At 36.8% G+C, this 18,894-nt stretch carries 22 protein-coding genes; 21 read left to right on the forward strand and 1 reads right to left on the reverse strand.

What is annotated here, in order from left to right; all coding sequences use genetic code 11:
- Positions 1–27 precede the first annotated feature (27 nt).
- The 19 genes from BR30_RS32545 to BR30_RS0102395 all read left to right on the forward strand — a co-directional run bounded on the left by BR30_RS32545 (position 28) and on the right by BR30_RS0102395 (position 16,491).
- Complete coding sequence (locus BR30_RS32545) at positions 28–2,079, forward strand: peptidoglycan D,D-transpeptidase FtsI family protein (RefSeq protein ID WP_051633439.1); 2,052 nt, start codon at positions 28–30, stop codon at positions 2,077–2,079.
- A 218-nt stretch (positions 2,080–2,297) separates the two neighbouring features.
- A complete protein-coding gene (locus BR30_RS0102310; protein ID WP_026563573.1) occupies positions 2,298–3,212 on the forward strand; it encodes a phosphate ABC transporter substrate-binding protein in 915 nt (304 codons plus the stop codon).
- An 81-nt stretch (positions 3,213–3,293) separates the two neighbouring features.
- Positions 3,294–4,214, forward strand: a complete 921-nt coding sequence (gene pstC, locus BR30_RS0102315) for a phosphate ABC transporter permease subunit PstC (RefSeq protein ID WP_026563574.1) — start codon at positions 3,294–3,296, stop codon at positions 4,212–4,214.
- Positions 4,214–5,101 (forward strand): phosphate ABC transporter permease PstA, encoded by an 888-nt coding sequence (gene pstA, locus BR30_RS0102320; protein ID WP_026563575.1) that lies wholly within the window; start codon positions 4,214–4,216, stop codon positions 5,099–5,101. The genes pstC and pstA overlap by 1 nt, the downstream gene beginning before the upstream one ends.
- Positions 5,102–5,144: 43 nt before the next feature.
- Positions 5,145–5,939 carry a phosphate ABC transporter ATP-binding protein PstB gene (gene pstB / locus BR30_RS0102325; RefSeq protein ID WP_051633440.1) on the forward strand — a complete coding sequence of 265 codons (795 nt, stop codon included), beginning with the start codon at positions 5,145–5,147 and terminating at the stop codon, positions 5,937–5,939.
- A 12-nt stretch (positions 5,940–5,951) separates the two neighbouring features.
- Positions 5,952–6,725 carry a phosphate ABC transporter ATP-binding protein PstB gene (gene pstB / locus BR30_RS0102330; RefSeq protein ID WP_026563577.1) on the forward strand — a complete coding sequence of 258 codons (774 nt, stop codon included), beginning with the start codon at positions 5,952–5,954 and terminating at the stop codon, positions 6,723–6,725.
- A 13-nt stretch (positions 6,726–6,738) separates the two neighbouring features.
- Positions 6,739–7,398, forward strand: a complete 660-nt coding sequence (gene phoU, locus BR30_RS0102335) for a phosphate signaling complex protein PhoU (protein ID WP_026563578.1) — start codon at positions 6,739–6,741, stop codon at positions 7,396–7,398.
- 207 nt (positions 7,399–7,605) lie between these two features.
- A complete protein-coding gene (locus tag BR30_RS35090; RefSeq protein WP_051633428.1) occupies positions 7,606–8,169 on the forward strand; it encodes a DUF4912 domain-containing protein in 564 nt (187 codons plus the stop codon).
- 14 nt (positions 8,170–8,183) lie between these two features.
- A complete protein-coding gene (locus tag BR30_RS32555) occupies positions 8,184–8,795 on the forward strand; it encodes a hypothetical protein (RefSeq protein WP_051633429.1) in 612 nt (203 codons plus the stop codon).
- A gap of 105 nt (positions 8,796–8,900) precedes the next feature.
- A complete protein-coding gene (gene rpmG / locus BR30_RS0102350; RefSeq protein WP_015594975.1) occupies positions 8,901–9,050 on the forward strand; it encodes a 50S ribosomal protein L33 in 150 nt (49 codons plus the stop codon).
- Positions 9,051–9,110: 60 nt separating this feature from the next.
- Entirely contained in the window at positions 9,111–9,677 is a 567-nt protein-coding gene (locus tag BR30_RS0102355; protein WP_026563579.1) for a 5-formyltetrahydrofolate cyclo-ligase, read from the forward strand.
- Positions 9,674–10,462, forward strand: a complete 789-nt coding sequence (locus BR30_RS0102360) for a DUF92 domain-containing protein (RefSeq protein WP_026563580.1) — start codon at positions 9,674–9,676, stop codon at positions 10,460–10,462. The genes BR30_RS0102355 and BR30_RS0102360 overlap by 4 nt, the downstream gene beginning before the upstream one ends.
- Before the next feature lie 59 nt (positions 10,463–10,521).
- Entirely contained in the window at positions 10,522–11,478 is a 957-nt protein-coding gene (locus BR30_RS0102365) for an L-lactate dehydrogenase (RefSeq protein WP_026563581.1), read from the forward strand.
- A gap of 70 nt (positions 11,479–11,548) precedes the next feature.
- On the forward strand, positions 11,549–11,743 hold the full coding sequence (locus BR30_RS0102370) for a hypothetical protein (protein ID WP_026563582.1): 195 nt from the start codon (positions 11,549–11,551) through the stop codon (positions 11,741–11,743).
- Between the two features lie 166 nt (positions 11,744–11,909).
- Positions 11,910–13,472, forward strand: coding sequence for a rhomboid family protein (locus BR30_RS0102375; protein WP_026563583.1), 1,563 nt, complete (start codon positions 11,910–11,912; stop codon positions 13,470–13,472).
- 114 nt (positions 13,473–13,586) lie between these two features.
- Positions 13,587–13,787 (forward strand): YqgQ family protein, encoded by a 201-nt coding sequence (locus tag BR30_RS0102380; RefSeq protein WP_026563584.1) that lies wholly within the window; start codon positions 13,587–13,589, stop codon positions 13,785–13,787.
- A gap of 14 nt (positions 13,788–13,801) precedes the next feature.
- On the forward strand, positions 13,802–14,773 hold the full coding sequence (locus BR30_RS0102385) for an ROK family glucokinase (protein ID WP_026563585.1): 972 nt from the start codon (positions 13,802–13,804) through the stop codon (positions 14,771–14,773).
- A gap of 163 nt (positions 14,774–14,936) precedes the next feature.
- Positions 14,937–16,082 carry a YqgU-like beta propeller domain-containing protein gene (locus BR30_RS0102390; RefSeq protein WP_026563586.1) on the forward strand — a complete coding sequence of 382 codons (1,146 nt, stop codon included), beginning with the start codon at positions 14,937–14,939 and terminating at the stop codon, positions 16,080–16,082.
- Positions 16,083–16,173: 91 nt separating this feature from the next.
- Entirely contained in the window at positions 16,174–16,491 is a 318-nt protein-coding gene (locus BR30_RS0102395; RefSeq protein ID WP_026563587.1) for an MTH1187 family thiamine-binding protein, read from the forward strand.
- Positions 16,492–16,586: 95 nt separating this feature from the next.
- On the opposite strand, the gene BR30_RS35605 is transcribed toward BR30_RS0102395, so the two are convergent.
- Positions 16,587–16,763 (reverse strand): DUF2759 domain-containing protein, encoded by a 177-nt coding sequence (locus BR30_RS35605; RefSeq protein ID WP_026563588.1) that lies wholly within the window; start codon positions 16,761–16,763, stop codon positions 16,587–16,589.
- A gap of 214 nt (positions 16,764–16,977) precedes the next feature.
- Here BR30_RS35605 and BR30_RS0102405 point away from each other — a divergent pair, with 214 nt between their 5' ends.
- Together BR30_RS0102405 and BR30_RS0102410 are read left to right on the forward strand one after the other, a co-directional pair.
- On the forward strand, positions 16,978–17,613 hold the full coding sequence (locus BR30_RS0102405; RefSeq protein WP_026563589.1) for an MBL fold metallo-hydrolase: 636 nt from the start codon (positions 16,978–16,980) through the stop codon (positions 17,611–17,613).
- 163 nt (positions 17,614–17,776) lie between these two features.
- The gene (locus tag BR30_RS0102410; RefSeq protein WP_026563590.1) at positions 17,777–18,868 is read left to right on the forward strand and encodes a class I SAM-dependent methyltransferase; all 1,092 of its coding nucleotides are present in this window, start codon (positions 17,777–17,779) and stop codon (positions 18,866–18,868) included.
- Positions 18,869–18,894: the final 26 nt, after the last annotated feature.

Genomic DNA, 18,894 nt, shown 5'->3' on the forward strand with positions numbered 1-18,894 from the left:
AAGGAACATGTGCCATTTCGTTTAAACATGTTATTCTTTGTGGTATTCATGCTATTTTCTGTCCTCATTCTAAGACTTGGCGAATTACAAATCGTTTTTGGGGATGATTTTAAACGTGAAATTGAACGGACAGAAGATGTTACAGTAAATAACCCTGTTCCTAGGGGGAAAATGTTTGACCGTAATGGGAAAATTATTGTTGATAATACGCCATTAAACGCGATTACATACACAAAATATCAACAAACTACCCAAGAGGAAATGTTAGAAAGCGCAGCAAAATTGGCAAAAATCATTGACAAAACTGAAGATGCAAAAAAAGTTCCTATTCGGGATAGAAAGGATTATTGGATTATAAAACATCCCGAAGAAGCAAAAGCAAAAATTACTGAAAAAGAATGGGACCTCTATAAACAAGAGAAGTTAGATGATAAGCAAATTTATAAACTTCAGATTGATCGAATAACTGATAAAGAAGTGAAAAGTATTGTTGGTGAAGAGCTTGAAACTCTTGCGATCTATAGAGTCTTTAACAGTGGTTATGCCTTAACACCACAAATTGTTAAAAATAAAGACGTTACACCTGAAGAATTCGCGGTTGTCAGTGAAAACCTAGAAAATTTACCTGGTGTTGATACAACAACTGATTGGACACGAAAGTATGTTTTTGGGAAGACACTAAAGTCAATATTAGGAGATGTTACTACCTCTGAAGCAGGGATTCCCAAAGAGCAGTTAGAAAAATATATGGCCCGTGACTACAGCCGTAATGACCGAGTCGGAAAAAGTTATCTTGAATTAAAATACGAAGATGTCCTGCATGGTCAAAAGGCAAAAGTGAAAAATGTAACCGATAAGACGGGGAAAATCCTTTCCACAGAAGTAGTTTCTGAAGGCAAGAGGGGTAAAGATCTTGTTTTAACGATTGATATGGATCTTCAGAAGAAGGTAGAAAATATCATCGAAGAAGAAATGTGGAGTGCAAAGCAAAAACCAAATACTGCTCTACTCGATCGTGCTTTCGTCGTTCTAATGGATCCCCATACCGGTGAAGTCTTATCACTGGCTGGAAAACAAATTAGTAAAGATAAAAAAGGTAAAACAGTCATGAATGACTTTGCTGGAGGAAATATTACGACTTCCTATAACGTTGGGTCTGCAGTAAAAGGAGCAACGATTTTAACTGGTTATAAAACGGGGGCAATTCAACCTGGTTCGACCCAACTAGACGAACCTTTGAGAATTGCTAGCTCACCTGTTATGTCTTCATGGAGAACATTTGGCCGGATAAATGATTTAAGGGCACTACAGGTTTCTTCCAACGTCTATATGTGGAAAACCGTTATCGCGATGGCAGGTGGACAGTATCGTGCTAATCAACCATTACCGCTCGATTATTCAGCCTTTGATACGATGCGGCAGTCATTCAGTCAGTTTGGTTTAGGTACGCGTACGGGGATTGACCTGCCTAATGAAATGAGCGGCTTTCCAGGTCCTGAAAGAACTCCTGGTTTACTCCTGTTCCTATCGATTGGTCAGTATGATACGTATACACCAATCCAACTAGCGCAGTACGTCTCTACAATAGCGAATGGTGGTAATCGTATCCAGCCACATCTCGTTAAGGAAATTCGCGAACCTGTCATGGAAAATAATGAATTAGGTCCGATTGTCGAGGAAATCCAACCTAAAGTATTAAACCGGTTAGATATGAAAGAATCATGGATAAAACGGGTTCAAGAAGGATTTCGAATGGTCATGCAGGTGGGTGACGGTACTGCTGTAAGTTACTTTAAGAGTGCAGATTATTCCCCTGCAGGAAAAACAGGAACGGCACAGGCGTTTTATGATGGATCTGATAAATCAAAGCGTGGCACAGAAGTAATGAACCTAAGCCTCGTCAGCTTTGCACCATCTGATAATCCCGAGGTAGCTATGGCTGTTGTCGTACCGTGGGCATATCAAGGAAACAGTGGTCCAAGTATTAATAACCTAATAGGGCGAAGAGTCTTGGATGCTTATTTTGATTTAAAGAAAGAACGTCAAGAAAAAGAAAAAAAATCAACATCTGAACAATAGGAAGAAACCACAAGTAACAACGAGTAAACTCAACAACCCAAACACCTGTCTCTCAAGTCGGAGACAGGTGTTTTTTATTCATAATTTACAAAAACTCAACATTCATTTACAAAACCTTTACATAAGATTAAAACTCAGTTAACAGTTTAGCTTTATTCTTATACATGTAAGGCAGAACAAATAAAAACAAATCTAAATTCACAGGGGGAATTAAACAAATGAAAAGCTTAAAAAAATTCGGCCTATTACTTACTCTTGCCGCATTAATGGTATTTGCAGCTGCATGTGGCGGAGCTTCTACTGATAAAAATGAAGGAACTGAAAATAAAGATACTAAAACCACTGAACTCTCTGGCACCTTAAGCGTTTCTGGTTCCTCTGCGATGCAACCATTAGTTGCCGCTGCTGCAGAAGAATTTATGGCTGAAAATCCAAAAGTCGATGTTCAAGTTAATGCTGGTGGATCTGGTACAGGCTTATCACAAGTTGCTGAAGGATCTGTACAGATTGGTAACTCCGATGTATTTGCAGAAGAAAAAGAAGGCATCCCGGCTGATCAACTTGTTGACCATAAAGTAGCTGTTGTAGGTATGACTGCTGCTGTTAATCCTAAAGTTGGTATTAAAGATATTAAAAAAGCAGATTTAATTAAAGTTTTCACTGGAAAAATTACGAACTGGAAAGAACTTGGCGGTGCTGATCAAAAAATCGTTCTTGTGAATCGTCCAGACTCTTCAGGAACACGTGCAGTATTCAATAAGTTCGCTCTTGATGGTGCTACACCTGCGGAAGGAATTACCGAAGATTCATCAAACACAGTTAAAAAGATTATTAATGAAACGGATGGTGCTGTTGGTTACCTTGCATTCTCATACTTCACTGACGAATCTGTCACACCACTTGCAATCGATGGTGTAGAACCAACAGAAGAAAATGTACAATCTGGTAAATTCCCAGTTTGGGCTTACCAACACTCTTATACAAAAGGTGAAGCAAAAGATCTTGCTAAAGCGTTCCTTGACTATTTAATGTCTGACGATATCCAAAACACTCTATTAAAAGAACAAGGATATCTTCCTGTCACAAAAATGAAAGTAGAACGCGATGCTAAAGGGAATCAAAAAGATCTTTAGAAATCGGGTTGAATAATGAAAGGGTAAATGCTAGTAGGCATTTACCCTATTATGACGTATTTTAGGGGTGTTTGGTGCATTATGGAAAAGTTAGTACCTGCAAAAGACAGATTGTTAAAGTCTAAGAAAAATTGGCTGGATGGGGAATTACGCGGGAAAATTCTCGTTATCTTGTGTGCTGTCATAATGATATCAGCAACAATCTCGATCACCATTTTCTTGGGCTCAAAGGGTTTACAATCCTTTATTAAAAATGGTGTAAGTCTTATTGAATTCATAACCAGTACTCATTGGAACCCTACAAATCAAGCGAAACCTGAATATGGAGCGTTACCGTTTATTTTTGGCTCATTTGCGGTAACCTTTCTATCAGCCATTGTTGCAGCACCATTAGGTATTGGCGGAGCCATTTTTATGACAGAAATTGCACCTTCATGGGGTAGAAAGATTTTGCAGCCAGTCATAGAACTTTTGGTTGGAATTCCATCTGTTGTTTATGGCTTCATTGGGCTTACAGTGTTAGTCCCATTTATTAGGGAGCATGTGGGAGGACTTGGTTTTAGCTTGCTATCAGGTACCATTGTTTTATCAATTATGATTTTGCCGACTGTAACAACGATTGCAACAGATGCGATGAGTTCACTGCCTAAAAATCTTCGTGAAGGTTCGTATGCACTCGGCGCTACTCGCTGGCAGACGATACGAAAAGTATTAATACCTGCAGCATTACCTACCCTCTTAACTGCTATTGTTCTTGGTATGGCAAGAGCATTTGGAGAGGCACTTGCGGTACAGATGGTTATTGGTAACGTAAGAGATCTGCCAACAAGTTTATTAGATGCTTCAGCAACCTTAACAACCATTATTACTCTAAACATGGGTCATACAACCTATGGTAGCGTAGAAAATAATACGCTTTGGTCAATGGGCTTAATTTTATTAATCATGTCGTTCGCGTTTATTCTCCTCATTCGCTACCTATCGTCAAGGAGGAAAATGTAATGAACAGTAAAACTGCAGATCGAATTGCTACAGGCGTATTTATTACCATTGCAATCATAATCATTTCTATTTTAGCTGGTTTATTTTATTATATTTTGGTTAATGGACTTAAACATATTTCTCTTGAATTTTTAACCACTCCATCAAGCAATGTACGTGCCGGTGGGGGCATTCGCGACCAGTTGTTCAATTCGTTTTATATATTATTTATTACGATGTTAATCGCTCTTCCGTTAGGTATAGGCGGTGGAATCTATATGGCGGAATATGCAAAGCCAGGAAGGATTACCGACATAATCCGTTCTTGTATAGAAGTTTTAGCCTCGCTGCCATCTATTGTTATTGGGATGTTTGGTTTATTAATGTTCGTTAATTTAACAGGCTGGGGATACACCATTTTGGGAGGAGCCTTAGCATTAACTGTTTTCAACTTACCGGTAATTGTTCGTGTCAGTGAGGATGCAATTCGTGCAGTCCCAAGAGATTTGAAAGAGGCAAGTCTTGCGTTAGGGATTACCAAGTGGCATACGATAAAAACTGTTTTATTACCTAGTGCTTTTCCGTCTATTTTAACGGGAGCGATTCTTGCTGCAGGGCGTGTATTTGGGGAAGCAGCTGCACTATTATTTACTGCTGGACTTTCAACACCAAGACTTGATTACGCAAACTGGAATCCATTTTCCGCTCAATCACCATTAAATATCTTTCGTCCGGCTGAAACGCTTGCTGTTCACATTTGGTCCGTAAACACACAAGGGTTAATACCTGATGTTGAAGAAGTTTCCAATGGGTCAGCTGCTGTTTTAGTATTATCGGTATTAGTATTTAACTTACTTGCAAGGTGGATTGGAAGTATGATTCATAAGAAAGTTACTGCATCTAAATAAAAGGCGGGGAGATAGAATGGTTAATGCTTTTGAGGAAAAGGAAATGGTAAACCAAGCTGTTCGATCAAACAGCCAATTACAAAATGATCTAATATTAGAGGTAAATAATTTAGAAATATTCTATGGTGAAAAACGAGCAGTAAATGGAATTTCAATGGATATAGAAAAAAATTCCGTTACTGCCCTAATCGGTCCGTCCGGTTGTGGTAAGTCGACTTTTTTAAGAAGTATCAATCGAATGAATGATCTCATTCCAGGTGCAAGAGCAGTGGGAGAAATCATTTATGAAGATCTTAATATCTTGTCGGAGCAAATAGATGTTGTTGCTCTCCGTAAGGAAATAGGGATGGTTTTTCAAAAACCCAACCCTTTTCCAAAATCAATCTATGAAAATATTACGCATGCCCTTAAGTTTGCTGGAATCAAGAAGAAAAGCAAACTGGATGAAATTGTCGAAGAGAGTTTGAAAAAAGCTGCATTATGGGAAGAGGTAAAGGACAGGCTTCATAAATCTGCACTATCCCTTTCAGGCGGGCAGCAGCAGCGTCTTTGCATTGCTAGGACGATTGCAATGAAACCTACGGTCATGCTTCTTGATGAGCCATCATCGGCGCTAGATCCGATATCCAATGCAAAAGTGGAGGATTTAATCGTTGATTTAAAAAAGGAATATTCGATAATCATCGTTACACATAATATGCAGCAGGCATCCCGTATTTCCGATAAAACAGCTTTCTTTTTGAGCGGTGATATCATTGAATATGATTATACTGAAAAGATTTTTACCAATCCATCTGTTAAAAAGACAGAGGAATATATCTCTGGAAGGTTTGGATAAGGGGGAAAAGTTGTGGAAACTTCAACATTAACCAGACAGGTTTTTGATATAAAAGATCTGAATTTATGGTATGGTGAGCATCATGCATTAAAAAACATCAATTTTCCGATAAACAAGAAAGAGGTTACCGCTATCATCGGCCCCTCGGGATGTGGTAAATCTACATTTATTAAAACGCTAAACTTGATGATTAATATGGTCCCAAATGTAAAAATGACGGGCGAAATTAATATTAATGGCCAAAATATATTAGATAAGAAAGTGGATCTCGTCGATTTACGCAAACATGTGGGAATGGTTTTCCAGAAGGGAAATCCGTTTCCGCAATCTATTTTTGATAATGTTGCCTATGGACCAAGAGTCCATGGGATCACAAAAAAGAAGCATCTTGATGAAATTGTCATTAAATCACTAATGGATGTGGCGCTATGGGAGGAAGTCAAGGATCGTTTACATGCTCCTGCATTGGGACTATCAGGGGGACAACAGCAAAGGTTATGTATTGCAAGAGCACTGGCAACCAAACCAGAAGTGTTATTAATGGATGAACCAACATCTGCGTTAGACCCAATTTCTACGCTAAAGATCGAAGAAATGATTTTAGAATTAAAAGAAAAATATACGATTGTTATTGTAACCCACAACATGCAGCAGGCATCAAGGGTTTCAGATAAGACTGCATTCTTTTTAATGGGTGAATTAATCGAATTAGATTCAACATCGACAATTTTTTCAAATCCAAGAGACGAACGGACTGAAGGATACATTACAGGAAGATTCGGATGATGAGGTGTCTACTATGAGTACAAGGGCAATTTTTGATAATAATTTAAAAGAGTTGAAAGATTTGCTTTTAACAATGGCTGAAAAATCGGAGCATGCAATCAAGGAAGCGATGATTGCTCTTATTAATCAGGATATGGAAAAGGCTAAGCAAGTTATCGATGGTGATAATGAAATCGATGATTTAGAATATGAAATAAATGATAAAGCATTATTATTAATTGCAAGACAATCACCAGTTGCGACTGATCTTAGGAAAATAAATGTAGCTTTAAAAGTATCATCTGAGGTTGAGCGATTTGCAGATATTGCAGTAAATATTGCTAAATCAGCATTGCATATTGGTAATGAAAAGCATTTTAAAGAAATAATTGATATCCCAAAAATGATGGAAATGGCCTTGGAGATGGTTTCAGATTCCATAAAGGCCTTTTATTCAGAGGATATTAAGGTTGCAAAAAAATGTGCAGAAAAAGATGATGAAGTGGATAAAATGTTTGGAATTTTAATACAAGAATTGTTAGGCCATATTCCACAAAACCCACATGCGACCAACCAAATTATTCAATTGGCATTTGTTTGTAGATATATCGAAAGAATCGCAGACCATTCAACGAATATTGCAGAACATGTCATTTACCTTGTAACAGGAAACCGAGTTAATTTAAATGCCTAAAGGATCATAGAGTTGTAAAAGATAAGGCGTTTTCTGCCTTATCTTTTTTTAGTAATACGGAAAGTATTGGATCTCAAAGTTTCCAAGAAACGACAATTTGCGTTTATTGTGTGCGGTAGCAACTGGTGGTACGATTAAATTATCATCTATTAAGAATAATTCGAAAATTCGCGCATATATTAATCAGTTGCAGAAATGGAGGACAAAATGGTTTATGAAACTACTAATTTAAAAGGAGATGGCAGAAATATAACTAACCATCCATCTACAGACTATCTTCCGCTTAAGAGTCAAATGATTGCTAAGCTAGTTACTCCCCGTAAAATGCTTCTCTTCTGGGAAGTTTCTAACATACCCCAAACAATTATGGAACGATATTTTCATCTAAATTTTTATCGACTGAAGCCAGTTGTTCGAATTTATGATGTTACCGATTTGGATTTTACTGGTAAAAACGCTCACCATTTTTTTGAAATCAAGATTCCCTATCAAAATGGACATTGGTTCATAAAAGGGTTGTTTGCAAATCGAGATTATGTTGCAGAATTAGGGATTAATGTTTCAGATAAAGAATTTTTTCCGCTGTTTCGCTCCAATATCATTCAGACTCCGATGATGGAAATACCGAATCGAACTGACATCAATTATGATCTAATTCAAATTAAGCAATATGAAGAGCATCCGCAAAAAAGGATGGATTATAGTAGTATGTATCATTTAAACAAACGTGAACATTCTAATGAAGTAAATGAAACACTAAATAATGAATAAAAAGGTGTAATTCGATGAATAAAATTAAACAGCTACAACAAAAGAAACCTAGCCCCCACCTTCCACAGGAAACACTTCAGTTTATTCCCGGTTTATGGGTTAACGGAAAGTACTTTTGGCTCCAAGATTGCAAGGAAAAGGTTTTACATAACGAAGAAATAGTTATCAAAGTGAAAGAGGAGCAACCCCACTCCAAAATTCGATATTCAAGCGTCTATATTAGTAATCACAGCAAGGAAACGAAAGAGATGAAAGTTTTGGCCATGCATTACTATCCAATTGTTACTCAAGACAATCTTGCCTTTGTATCACCGACAGATAAAAGAATCTTTCATCATGCAAATAATAATAATTATCTGGTTAATGGAGAACATAATGGAGTTGGAATGAAGGAATACACGGCCATGCCACAATGGAAGGTTTTTACTGATCAAATATGGAATTCTCTTCAGAAAGGGAACCTAAATTACCTGCCAATGGCAAAAACGCCTGCCTCTAGTATTTTTTCAATAAAAATGTCGTTAGGTCCGCATGATATTGGAAAAATGAGCACATGGACGATTACAGGGTCCAATAAAAACGAATTACTCTCAATGGAGCAAGCCCTTTTAAAGCAAACGGAATGAATACAATAATTATCTAAAAAAAACATACTAGCATTTCCTTTTAAAAAATGATATTATGGATAAGTCGTATGAATGAAATGCTTAATTGTTTGGAGGGAAATAAACATGCGCGTGAATATTACATTGGCTTGCACTGAGTGTGGAGATCGTAACTATATTTCAACAAAAAATAAACGTAATAATCCAGATCGTCTTGAGCTTAAGAAATATTGCCCAAGAGAAAAACGTACAACAGCACACCGTGAAACAAAATAAGCAGTAGGGCTTCCTGCTGCTTTTTTTGTTGCCTAAAAATTAGAGGTGAGGTTTCCTGTGATGAATAATAAAGTGTCTATTCGCAATGATATGAAAGAGAAACTTTCGAGTCTTACAAAACCTTTATACGAAGATTATTCAAATAAAATAGCGTCCAAACTTTATGAGGATCAAGATTGGAAACAAGCACAAGTGATAGGATTAACCATATCAAAAAAGCCAGAAGTTGATACATATCCAATTATTGAGAGAGCATGGGAATTAGGGAAACAAGTAGTTGTCCCAAAATGTGACCCCAAGGAAAAGAAGATGACTTTTAGAACAATCACCGATTTTTCGCAACTCGAGACAGTATTTTATGGTTTACTAGAGCCAATTGAGGAAATAACCAATCCAATGAGGGCTGATAGGATTGATTTACTCATTGTTCCAGGTTTGGCCTATACACGAGAAGGTTACCGTTTGGGCTTTGGAGGAGGTTATTATGATCGTTATTTACAAAAATACTCTGGTAAAACCCTCTCACTTGCCTTTGCCGAGCAGCTGGTGCCACAATTTCTTGTGGAGGATCATGATATTCCTGTTTCAAAAATTATTACAAACGTTGAGGTTATCAAGATAAGATGATTGAAACCATTATTATCTTCATTTTTATCCTTTTAGCAGCCGCTTCAGGTTATCACTTTAAATCTTTGACCCAATCGGGTGCTTTTGCAGCAAGTATTGTTGGACTAGCGGTTTATTTAGGATTCGGTGTGAACGGTATTTGCCTGCTTGGTGCTTTTTATACTTCATCAAGTTTTTGGTCAAAATATAAGAGTAGTTCAAAGTACATAATAGAAGAAAAGTTGGCAAAAGGCGCTACAAGAGATTGGGGTCAAGTTGCTGCGAATGGAGGAGCTGCGGGACTTTTCAGTATCATTCATTATTTTAATCATGATATGATTTGGTTAATTGGCTTTTTAGTTTGTCTTGCAAGTGCAAATTCTGATACATGGGCTTCTGAAATTGGCAGTTTAAGTAAACAAGACCCCTTATACATACGCACCTTTAAACGAGTCGAAAAAGGGACATCTGGAGCGATTAGTTTTTTAGGAAGTGCGGCATCATTTGCAGGCTCTTTCCTCATTTCAATTATCGGATTTTGGCTTTTTGATTTAGATCTTTTTTTAACTTGTTTGGTATTTTTATTTGGTTATCTCGGGAATGTCATTGATACGTTGATTGGAGCCTATTACCAACAGGTATATGTATGTGGGCAATGTGGTATTGAAACTGAGAAGAAGAGTCATTGTCAGATGCAGACCACTAGAATAAAAGGGTGGGGCTTTGTAGATAATGATATGGTGAATTTTCTTTCAGGATTTATTGCTGCTTTGCTTGCAATCATAATCACGTACTTAAATAAGTAACCCATCCTATCAACTGAACTTGTAACAGTATTATTATACTTTCAAATGGAGGAATGGTCATGGTAAATCGACGCGTAAATAGAGTTGCTCTCATAGGAACCGGATTTGTTGGCTCAAGCTATGCTTTTGCACTATTAAATCAAGGCATTACGGAAGAACTAGTCTTAATTGATTTAAATAAGGAAAAAGCAGAAGGAGACGCGATGGATCTAAATCATGGCTTACCATTCTCTCCATCGCGAACAAAGATATGGTATGGTAGTTACCAGGATTGTGGTCAGGCTGATCTTGTCGTGATCACAGCAGGTGCTAATCAAAAGCCAGGAGAGACACGGCTTGACTTGGTAGAAAAGAATACAAGAATTTTCAAAGGAATTGTGGACGAAATTATGGCAAGTGGTTTCGACGGTATTTTCCTTGTGGCCACAAATCCAGTGGATATTTTAACATATGCGGTTTGGAAATTTTCAGGTTTACCGAAAGAACGGGTAATTGGTTCAGGGACGATTTTAGATACAGCTCGTTTTCGGTTTTTGTTGGGTGATTATTTTGATGTGGACACCCGAAACGTGCATGCCTATATCATTGGAGAACATGGCGATACAGAATTGCCTGTGTGGAGCAATGCTGATATTGCTGGAACTTCCATTAATGATTGGTCAAAAATCAAAAGTGGTTTTAACCAAACGGACCTTGATCAAATCTTTCTAAATGTTCGGGATGCTGCTTACCATATCATTGAACGAAAAGGTGCAACCTATTATGGAATTGCTATGGGTCTTGTCAGATTGACCAAAGCAATTCTCCGTGATGAAAATTCTGTCCTCACTGTCTCCTCTTATCTAGATGGAGAATACGGACAAAACGATATTTTTATTGGTGTTCCAGCCGTAGTTAATCGTGAGGGAGTTAGACAAGTGGTTGAACTGAATTTAAATCAAGAAGAGCAAGCAAAATTCGAGAATTCCGTGAATGTATTAAAGAAAACAATGGAACCTGTCTTTAAGAACTATTAATAAGAATTCAATCATTTTTATTGGATAATTTATTCTTCTTCATCACAAAATAGAAGAAGGAGGGATGATGATGTCTCGCATATTAACATCCATATTAATGATTGGTTCAATAGGGTATTTGGTTTATAAGTACAAATTCCGACTTATTAATGTCCTTCTAGGATCTAGTTGGATGCGCAGAATTGCTGTAGGCTCAATCATGAGTTTCCCAGGTTTAAAGCAAAAAATGATGCAATCGATGTTTGGAAGACCATCTGAATGGTGAAAACCACAGATGGTTTTTTTGTTTTAATTTATTAAGTTGGCTGCAAAAAATAATCAACTTGTTTGATTATTGTAACGAACGATTTCGTTTATAATGAAAGTTAAAGACGAATAAAATGAAAGCAGGTTTGCCTGAAGCTTATTCTTACATAGGAAGTTGGGGGGAAATGAGTAATAGAGAAGGATTCATTTTTTGGAATTTGGCCTATTCATTGATATCTGATCATGGTTATCGTATTATTCAATTATTTGAAAATCAAAAAGAATTATGGCTCGAAAAGCTCGAAAATAAAAAAGCACCTATCATTCGCATGCTGCATCACAATTTGGACTGGAGTAATGCCATGCAGCGGGATATTGAGTTTACTGCTGCCAATGGAGAAAAAGTCCGAAAACAAATTGGTCGTCATGAGTTGAAGGTCGTTAACATCTACGTCAGTCAATTTCCACCTGTTGATGAATACGAATTTCGTCTCGCAAAGCCTTTTGTTCATTCAGATGGAAATAAGACCATGGTTACCTCGGTCCTATTTGCGCAGGGACAATACGAGGAAGGTTTCAGACATTTATCCGAGAGGCTATCGCTTGATATTTCTTTTTCTATAAATGAAAACTATTCAGAAGAAGATGTTGAATTAATGAAGAAAGCAGCCTTAGATTATGCAATAAAAAAAGTAAAGACGGAACGAGCGATTCTATTAAGTGGTAAACCATTCTTTACTTATGTATTTATCGCAATCCAGATTGCTGTTTTTTTCTGGCTTCAAGTTAATGGCGGGAGCACCAATACTTCCACTTTGATTAAATATGGAGCAAAAGTCAATCAATTGATTGTTGATGGGGAATGGTGGAGATTTATTACTCCGGTTTTTCTTCATATTGGTTTCGTCCATCTAGCGATGAATACATTAGCTTTATACTTTCTTGGTATAGAAGTAGAAAGAATTTATGGAAGCCTTCGCTTTTTAGTGATTTACTTATTTGCCGGAGTTACAGGCTTTATTGCTAGTTTTATCTTTAGTGCTAACTTATCAGCAGGGGCAAGTGGTGCAATTTTTGGCTGTTTTGGTGCGTTACTTTATTTCGGAGTTATTTACCCGAAATTATTTTTCCGAACAATGGGAGTAAATTTGCTTGTTGTGCTCGGAATAAATTTGATGATTGGGTTCTCTGCATCTGGAATAGATAATGCTGGACATCTAGGTGGATTGGTTGGGGGATTCCTTGCCGCTGGTGTTGTCTACTTGCCTAAGAAGAAAAAAATACTGCTGCAAATGTTATTTTTAATTGCATCCGCAGCACTGTTGTGGGGTTCTCTATTATACGGTTATAGTGCATCTGGAAAATCTCATGATGAAAACTCCAGTTTGTTAATGGCACAGGAATATATAAAACAAAACAATTATGATAAGGCATATAACGTATTAAAGGAATCTGAAAAAAATGCAGTGAATGTATCAGAGAAAACTTATTTTCTCTTGTCCTTCGTAGAAATTAAGAAGGAAATGCTCACAGAAGCCAAGACACATTTAGAAAAGGCAATAAAACTAGACCCAAGTTTTGATGAGGCTTTCTTTAATTTAGCGCTTATTAACCTGGAACAAAAAGAATTGGAAGAAGCTAAGGAAAATATACAGCAGGCTATGAAGCTTAATCCGAATCAACAGGATTATGCTGATTTACTACAAGAGATTAATCGCCAACTCCAAACTTCCAATAATGGGGAGTAGAATTGAAGTTTCTCTAAAACTAAGATTATATTTTCTTGAGGATAGATGCCGCGGTAGGTTATACTTTTTCTTGGATAATATTTTTTTCTCCATTAAATAACTAGGAGATATAGGATGAAAACAATTTATGATATTCAACAATTTTTAAAGAGATTTGGAACAATAATTTATATTGGTGATCGGGTTGCTGACCTTGAATTAATGGAAATGGAATTAAAGGAACTATATCAATCACAACTAATAGAACCAAGAGAATTCCAAACCGCATTATTAATTTTGAGGCATGAAATACAATTTCAAAAAGAAAAAAAATAAGATAGGTGATTTTATTGTCGAAACAATGGATTGTCGGTGTTGACCTTGGTGGTACAACAACTAAACTAGCTTTTATAACAATGGATGGCGAGATCGTTCGTAAATGGGAAATTCCAACGGATAATACGAATGAAGGAAAAAACATAACCAATAATATCGCAATTGCAATTGATGAAAAACTAACGGAACTTGGTCAAACAAAAGATCATTTAATAGGAATTGGTATGGGGTCACCCGGTCCGGTTAACTATGAAAAGGGCATACTTTTAAATGTTGTAAACTTAGGCTGGCCAAATAACTATCCTTTAAAGAAAATTCTTGAGAACGCAACTTCACTCCCAGCTGCGATTGAGAATGACGCGAATTGTGCAGCGTTGGGTGAAATGTGGATGGGTGCAGGCAATGGTGCGAAGGATCTTGTTTGCGTTACCCTTGGAACAGGTGTCGGGGGAGGTGTTATTACTGGTGGAAAAGTTGTTCAAGGTATTAATGGTGCAGCTGGTGAAATCGGCCATATTACTGCCATTCCATTTGATGGAGCACAATGTAACTGTGGGAAAACGGGTTGTCTTGAAACCGTGGCTTCTGCAACAGGAATTGTACGCTTAGCCCGAATGGAACTTGCTAAGGGGATACAAAGTGAATTAACTGCAAAAATGACTGAGAATAACACGATTACTGCTAAAGACGTCTTTGATGCGGCACGCAATAATGATCGGTTGGCTCAGACCGTATTGAATGAGGTTTCATTTCACTTAGGCTTTGCATTAGCTAGTATTGCCAATACACTTAATCCGGAAAAAATCGTTCTTGGAGGCGGTGTTTCTAAAGCAGGCGATATTTTATTAAATCCAGTAAAAAGTAATTTTGAGAAGTTTGCTTTTTCAGCAGTTGGTGACTCAACAAAACTAGCATTGGCTACACTCGGAAATGATGCAGGTGTACTTGGTGCTGCATGGCTTATTAAAAGTAACTTGAATCAGTAGAAAATAAAGGGAATTCCGCAGTGGTGCGGTTTTTCCTTTATTACTTTACTTGTAATAGACATGTATGGCTTTTTTTCTATTTTGAAAAATTTGTTATAATATTGAAACATTTTAGTTCAAAAAACGTACTTATTTTTGAGAGAGAATAAGAGAGGAGGAAGTATTGATTAAATTGAGCAGGAGAAATAGTATAATTCCAAAGTTTCCGGTCCTCTATTTATTATTTTTGATTCTCATCTTAGGTGCATGCGCTCAAAACGAGCAAGTAAAACTAAAAGTTCCTGCTAAAAACGTAAAGCCTAAATCTCCGGTTACCACTGCTTCTGGAGATAAGTGGAAATTACCAATTTCTATCCCTGAAGGTGAATTTTCCAAACTTGCCGGCTGGCTTTCTGAGAAACAAGTCCTCTATATTACGAATCTAGAACAATCTTCAAGTATATACCGCTACGATCTCTTTGCAGGTAACAGTGAATTAATTTATAAAAGTGAATATCCCATCATCAATGTACAAATTAGTCCTTCCCGAAAAAATATTCTTATCCATACTTCGCAATCAGCAGCCGAAGGATTAGTTACAATAATTAATACAAAAGGAAGAGTAATCCTTCAAAAGGATTTTCCATCCTATGAATTAGCATTTGAATGGAATCCGTATAATGATTCTCAGGTCTTAGTAACAAAATTTGCTGAGGATTGGAGTTTTCAAGTGTTATTACTGGACTTGGAACAATCAACCACAACCGAACTTGATGTGCCTCAGCCTTTTATGAAGTGGATAGCTAGAAATCAGATAGCTTGGATTAATTGGAATGAAGATCAGCCATCCTTATTTGCACCACTTAATGCTAGAAATTTAGAAACTGGGATTGAGAAGAAGTTGTTTTCTTCAGTTATTCATTTTTCTGCGTTTCCTGACTTAACCATGACAATCACCATAAATGAACAAAACCAATCCATGTCCAGTTATTCATTTTATGATAAAGAACTACGTAAACTATCTACTTTTTCAATGCCGCAGTTAACAAAGTATTCAGATTGGTTAGTTCCTTTTTATGGCTATAATGAAGAAAAAAGCCAATTTACTACCCTAAGACCCCTATCAGGTGGAGAATCAGATGCTTATTCAGAGGGTTTCCAACTTGTAAATTATAATCTTAAGAATGGCCGCAGCGATCTAATAATGGAAGGATTAGAAAATGAGCCATTGATACTGTCACCTTCAGGTGAGGCTGTTTTGTATGGGAATCGGTTTGAAAAAATTATTGACCTTAATAATAAGAAAATATATGACTTGATAAGAGAATGACACTAGTATGGACAGCGTCATTTTTTTATTTTAGCTTCTGTTATGATAAAATCACGTTGAATCAAAAACTTAAAGAGGCAGGTATTCAGTCATGGCTATTGTAGATGTAACTGTTATTCCAATTGGAACAGAAACTCCTAGTGTTAGTAAATATGTAGCAAGTGTTCAAAAGGTTTTGAGAAAATATCAAGAGGAAGGGAAAATACGTTTTCAATTAACACCCATGAATACCATTATCGAAGGTGAACTTTCCATCCTATTTGAAGTTATTCAAGAAATGCACGAGGTACCCTTCTCTGAAGGAATCCAGCGGGTGGCTACAACGATTCGTATTGATGACAGAAGAGATGTCAAGCGAAGTATGGAATATAAAGTAGACCGGGTTACTAGCCTTTTAAATGAGGTCTAAACGCAAAGGGATTACAAAGAAGTTATATGTGAGTTGTGGACAATTTCACTCCATGTAAAATAAAAAGACTGCCGTTTGGCAGTCTTTTAAAATTCTTAGTGAGTTCCTGTTGGAAATCCAGAATTAATGATGGTCATAACTGTAAACCAGCCGAAAACCACAAATGAAGCTACACCCCAAAATGCAGCTAAGAAATTTTTTTTCTTTAGTGCTGAAAATCCACCGTAAGCCGCAAGGATTGTTACGATAGCAAAGATAATTACTAAACCCATGAAAAATCCCCCTTTTATTATTATAAGCAGGCATACATCAAACAAATTAAAGAAAATTATGTACCTATATTATTTACATTCGATTCTTATTTTATATTTTTTTCTTTCGTTTGTCGAGAGCAAAAAAGAACTCGAGTGAATTTGTATTCTTTCTCTCTGCTTAATACTTAGTGTAAAATAATGATATCGCAAATTCAATTGGAGGTACGAAAATATGAAATGGCAACAAATTCCATTGGGGGCACTTCAAACTAACTGTTACATCGTAGAAAATTCCGACCGATCATGTTTAATTTTTGATCCCGGCAGTGAAGGGAAAAAGCTCATTCATTTGTTGAATAATAGAAAACTGAAACCACTTGCCATTATTCTAACTCATGCACATTTTGATCATATCGGAGGTGTCGATGAAGTAAGGGACTTTTATAAAATTCCAGTATATCTTCACAAAAAGGAAGAAAACTGGCTTGGTGACCCTGCACGAAATGGTTCACAATTTTTTATGATTCAGGATTCAATAAGAGTCAATCCGGCTGATCAGATTATTAAAAATGAAGGCGTTATGAAAATAGGTGAATTTGAATTTAGCATTTTTCATACCCCTGGTCATTCACCAGGAAGTATCTCTTGTTATTTTGAAGAGCAAGGATTTGTTATCTCTGGAGATGCCCTTTTTCAGGGCAGTATTGGCCGTACAGACCTAACGGAAGGGAACGCATCACAGTTATTAAAAAGTATACACGATAAGCTGCTTGTATTACCTGAGGAAACGTTTGTATTATCTGGTCATGGACCTGTGACAACTATTGGTGAGGAAATGGACAGTAATCCGTTTTTGAATGGATTTTAGCAACTAGGGGAGACAATTTAGAAAAACCCTTCTCCGAAATGAGAAGGGTTTTTCTGGGGGATATTCTATTCTAATATGGGAGGGGATAAAGTTTAAGCTACTAACCTTACAATATTATAAAGTTTTCACTGTGTCAATAGTGTTTATTTGAAAAGGAGCATATATGAACACATTTTTTAGAACATTATTTTCAACTTCTCCCAATGAGTTAATCACCTATGAAAAATACATTGGTTCAGCATTGTATCATCCTGAATTTGGCTATTATATGAAGGATAAACCAAAAATTGGGCGGCAAGGTGATTTCATAACAACAAGTAATATTTCTGATATATATGGAAGATTGATGGCAACATGGTTTTCTCAAGTATGTAAGAGGGCACAACTTGACCCTGTATTTTGTGAAATAGGTGCTGGAAATGGACGTTTCGCCAAAGCGTTTTTACAGGAATGGAAAGAAAGGATTCAAACCCCTTTAACATATATTATTGTTGAAAGCAGCCCTTTTCATCGGAAACTGCAACGGGAACTGTTAATGGCCGATTTTCCAATTGTCCAAGTGGAGAACATTAACGAAGTTACCGCATTTGAAGGAATGATTTTTTCTAACGAACTCTTTGATGCATTACCAGTTCATGTCATTGAAAAAGAAAAGGATGAACTTCATGAAGTTATGATAGGAATTCGAAATAATAAACTGTATGAACAAAAGGTACCTTTAACCAATTCAGATATCAAATTGTTTTTAAAGGAAAGCCAGATTGAATTAAAGGAAAAGCAGCGGTTGGAGGTCCCGTTAGCCATGGTGGAGATGATAAAGGAAATCTCCCGTGCATTGTTAAAAGGGATTGTAGTAACAGCTGATTATGGTTATACAAATGAGGAGTGGATGGACCCTAGAAGGGTAAAGGGGAGTTTAAGAGGTTATTATCAGCACCAGATGATTGATGACATCTTGCAAAACCCTGGTGAAATGGATATCACAACTCATATCCATTTTGATTATCTTATTCGAAAAGGTGAACAGGAAAACTTAGAAATTATTTCAAAGCTAAGGCAGGATGAGTTTTTATTACAGGCAGGTATTCTGAAAGAATTAGCAAACCATTATGATCCCAATCCCTTTTCAGAGGTAAGTAAACGGAATCGAGCGATTCGCAGTTTAATTATGCCCTCAGGGATTAGTTCCTACTTTCATGTAGTTATCCAGCAAAAAGGGCTTAAATTAAAATTGAGTGATATCTTCATCGAATAAAGAAAAAACGCCGGAGTTTTCCGGCG

This window comes from Bacillus sp. UNC41MFS5, from assembly GCF_000686805.1.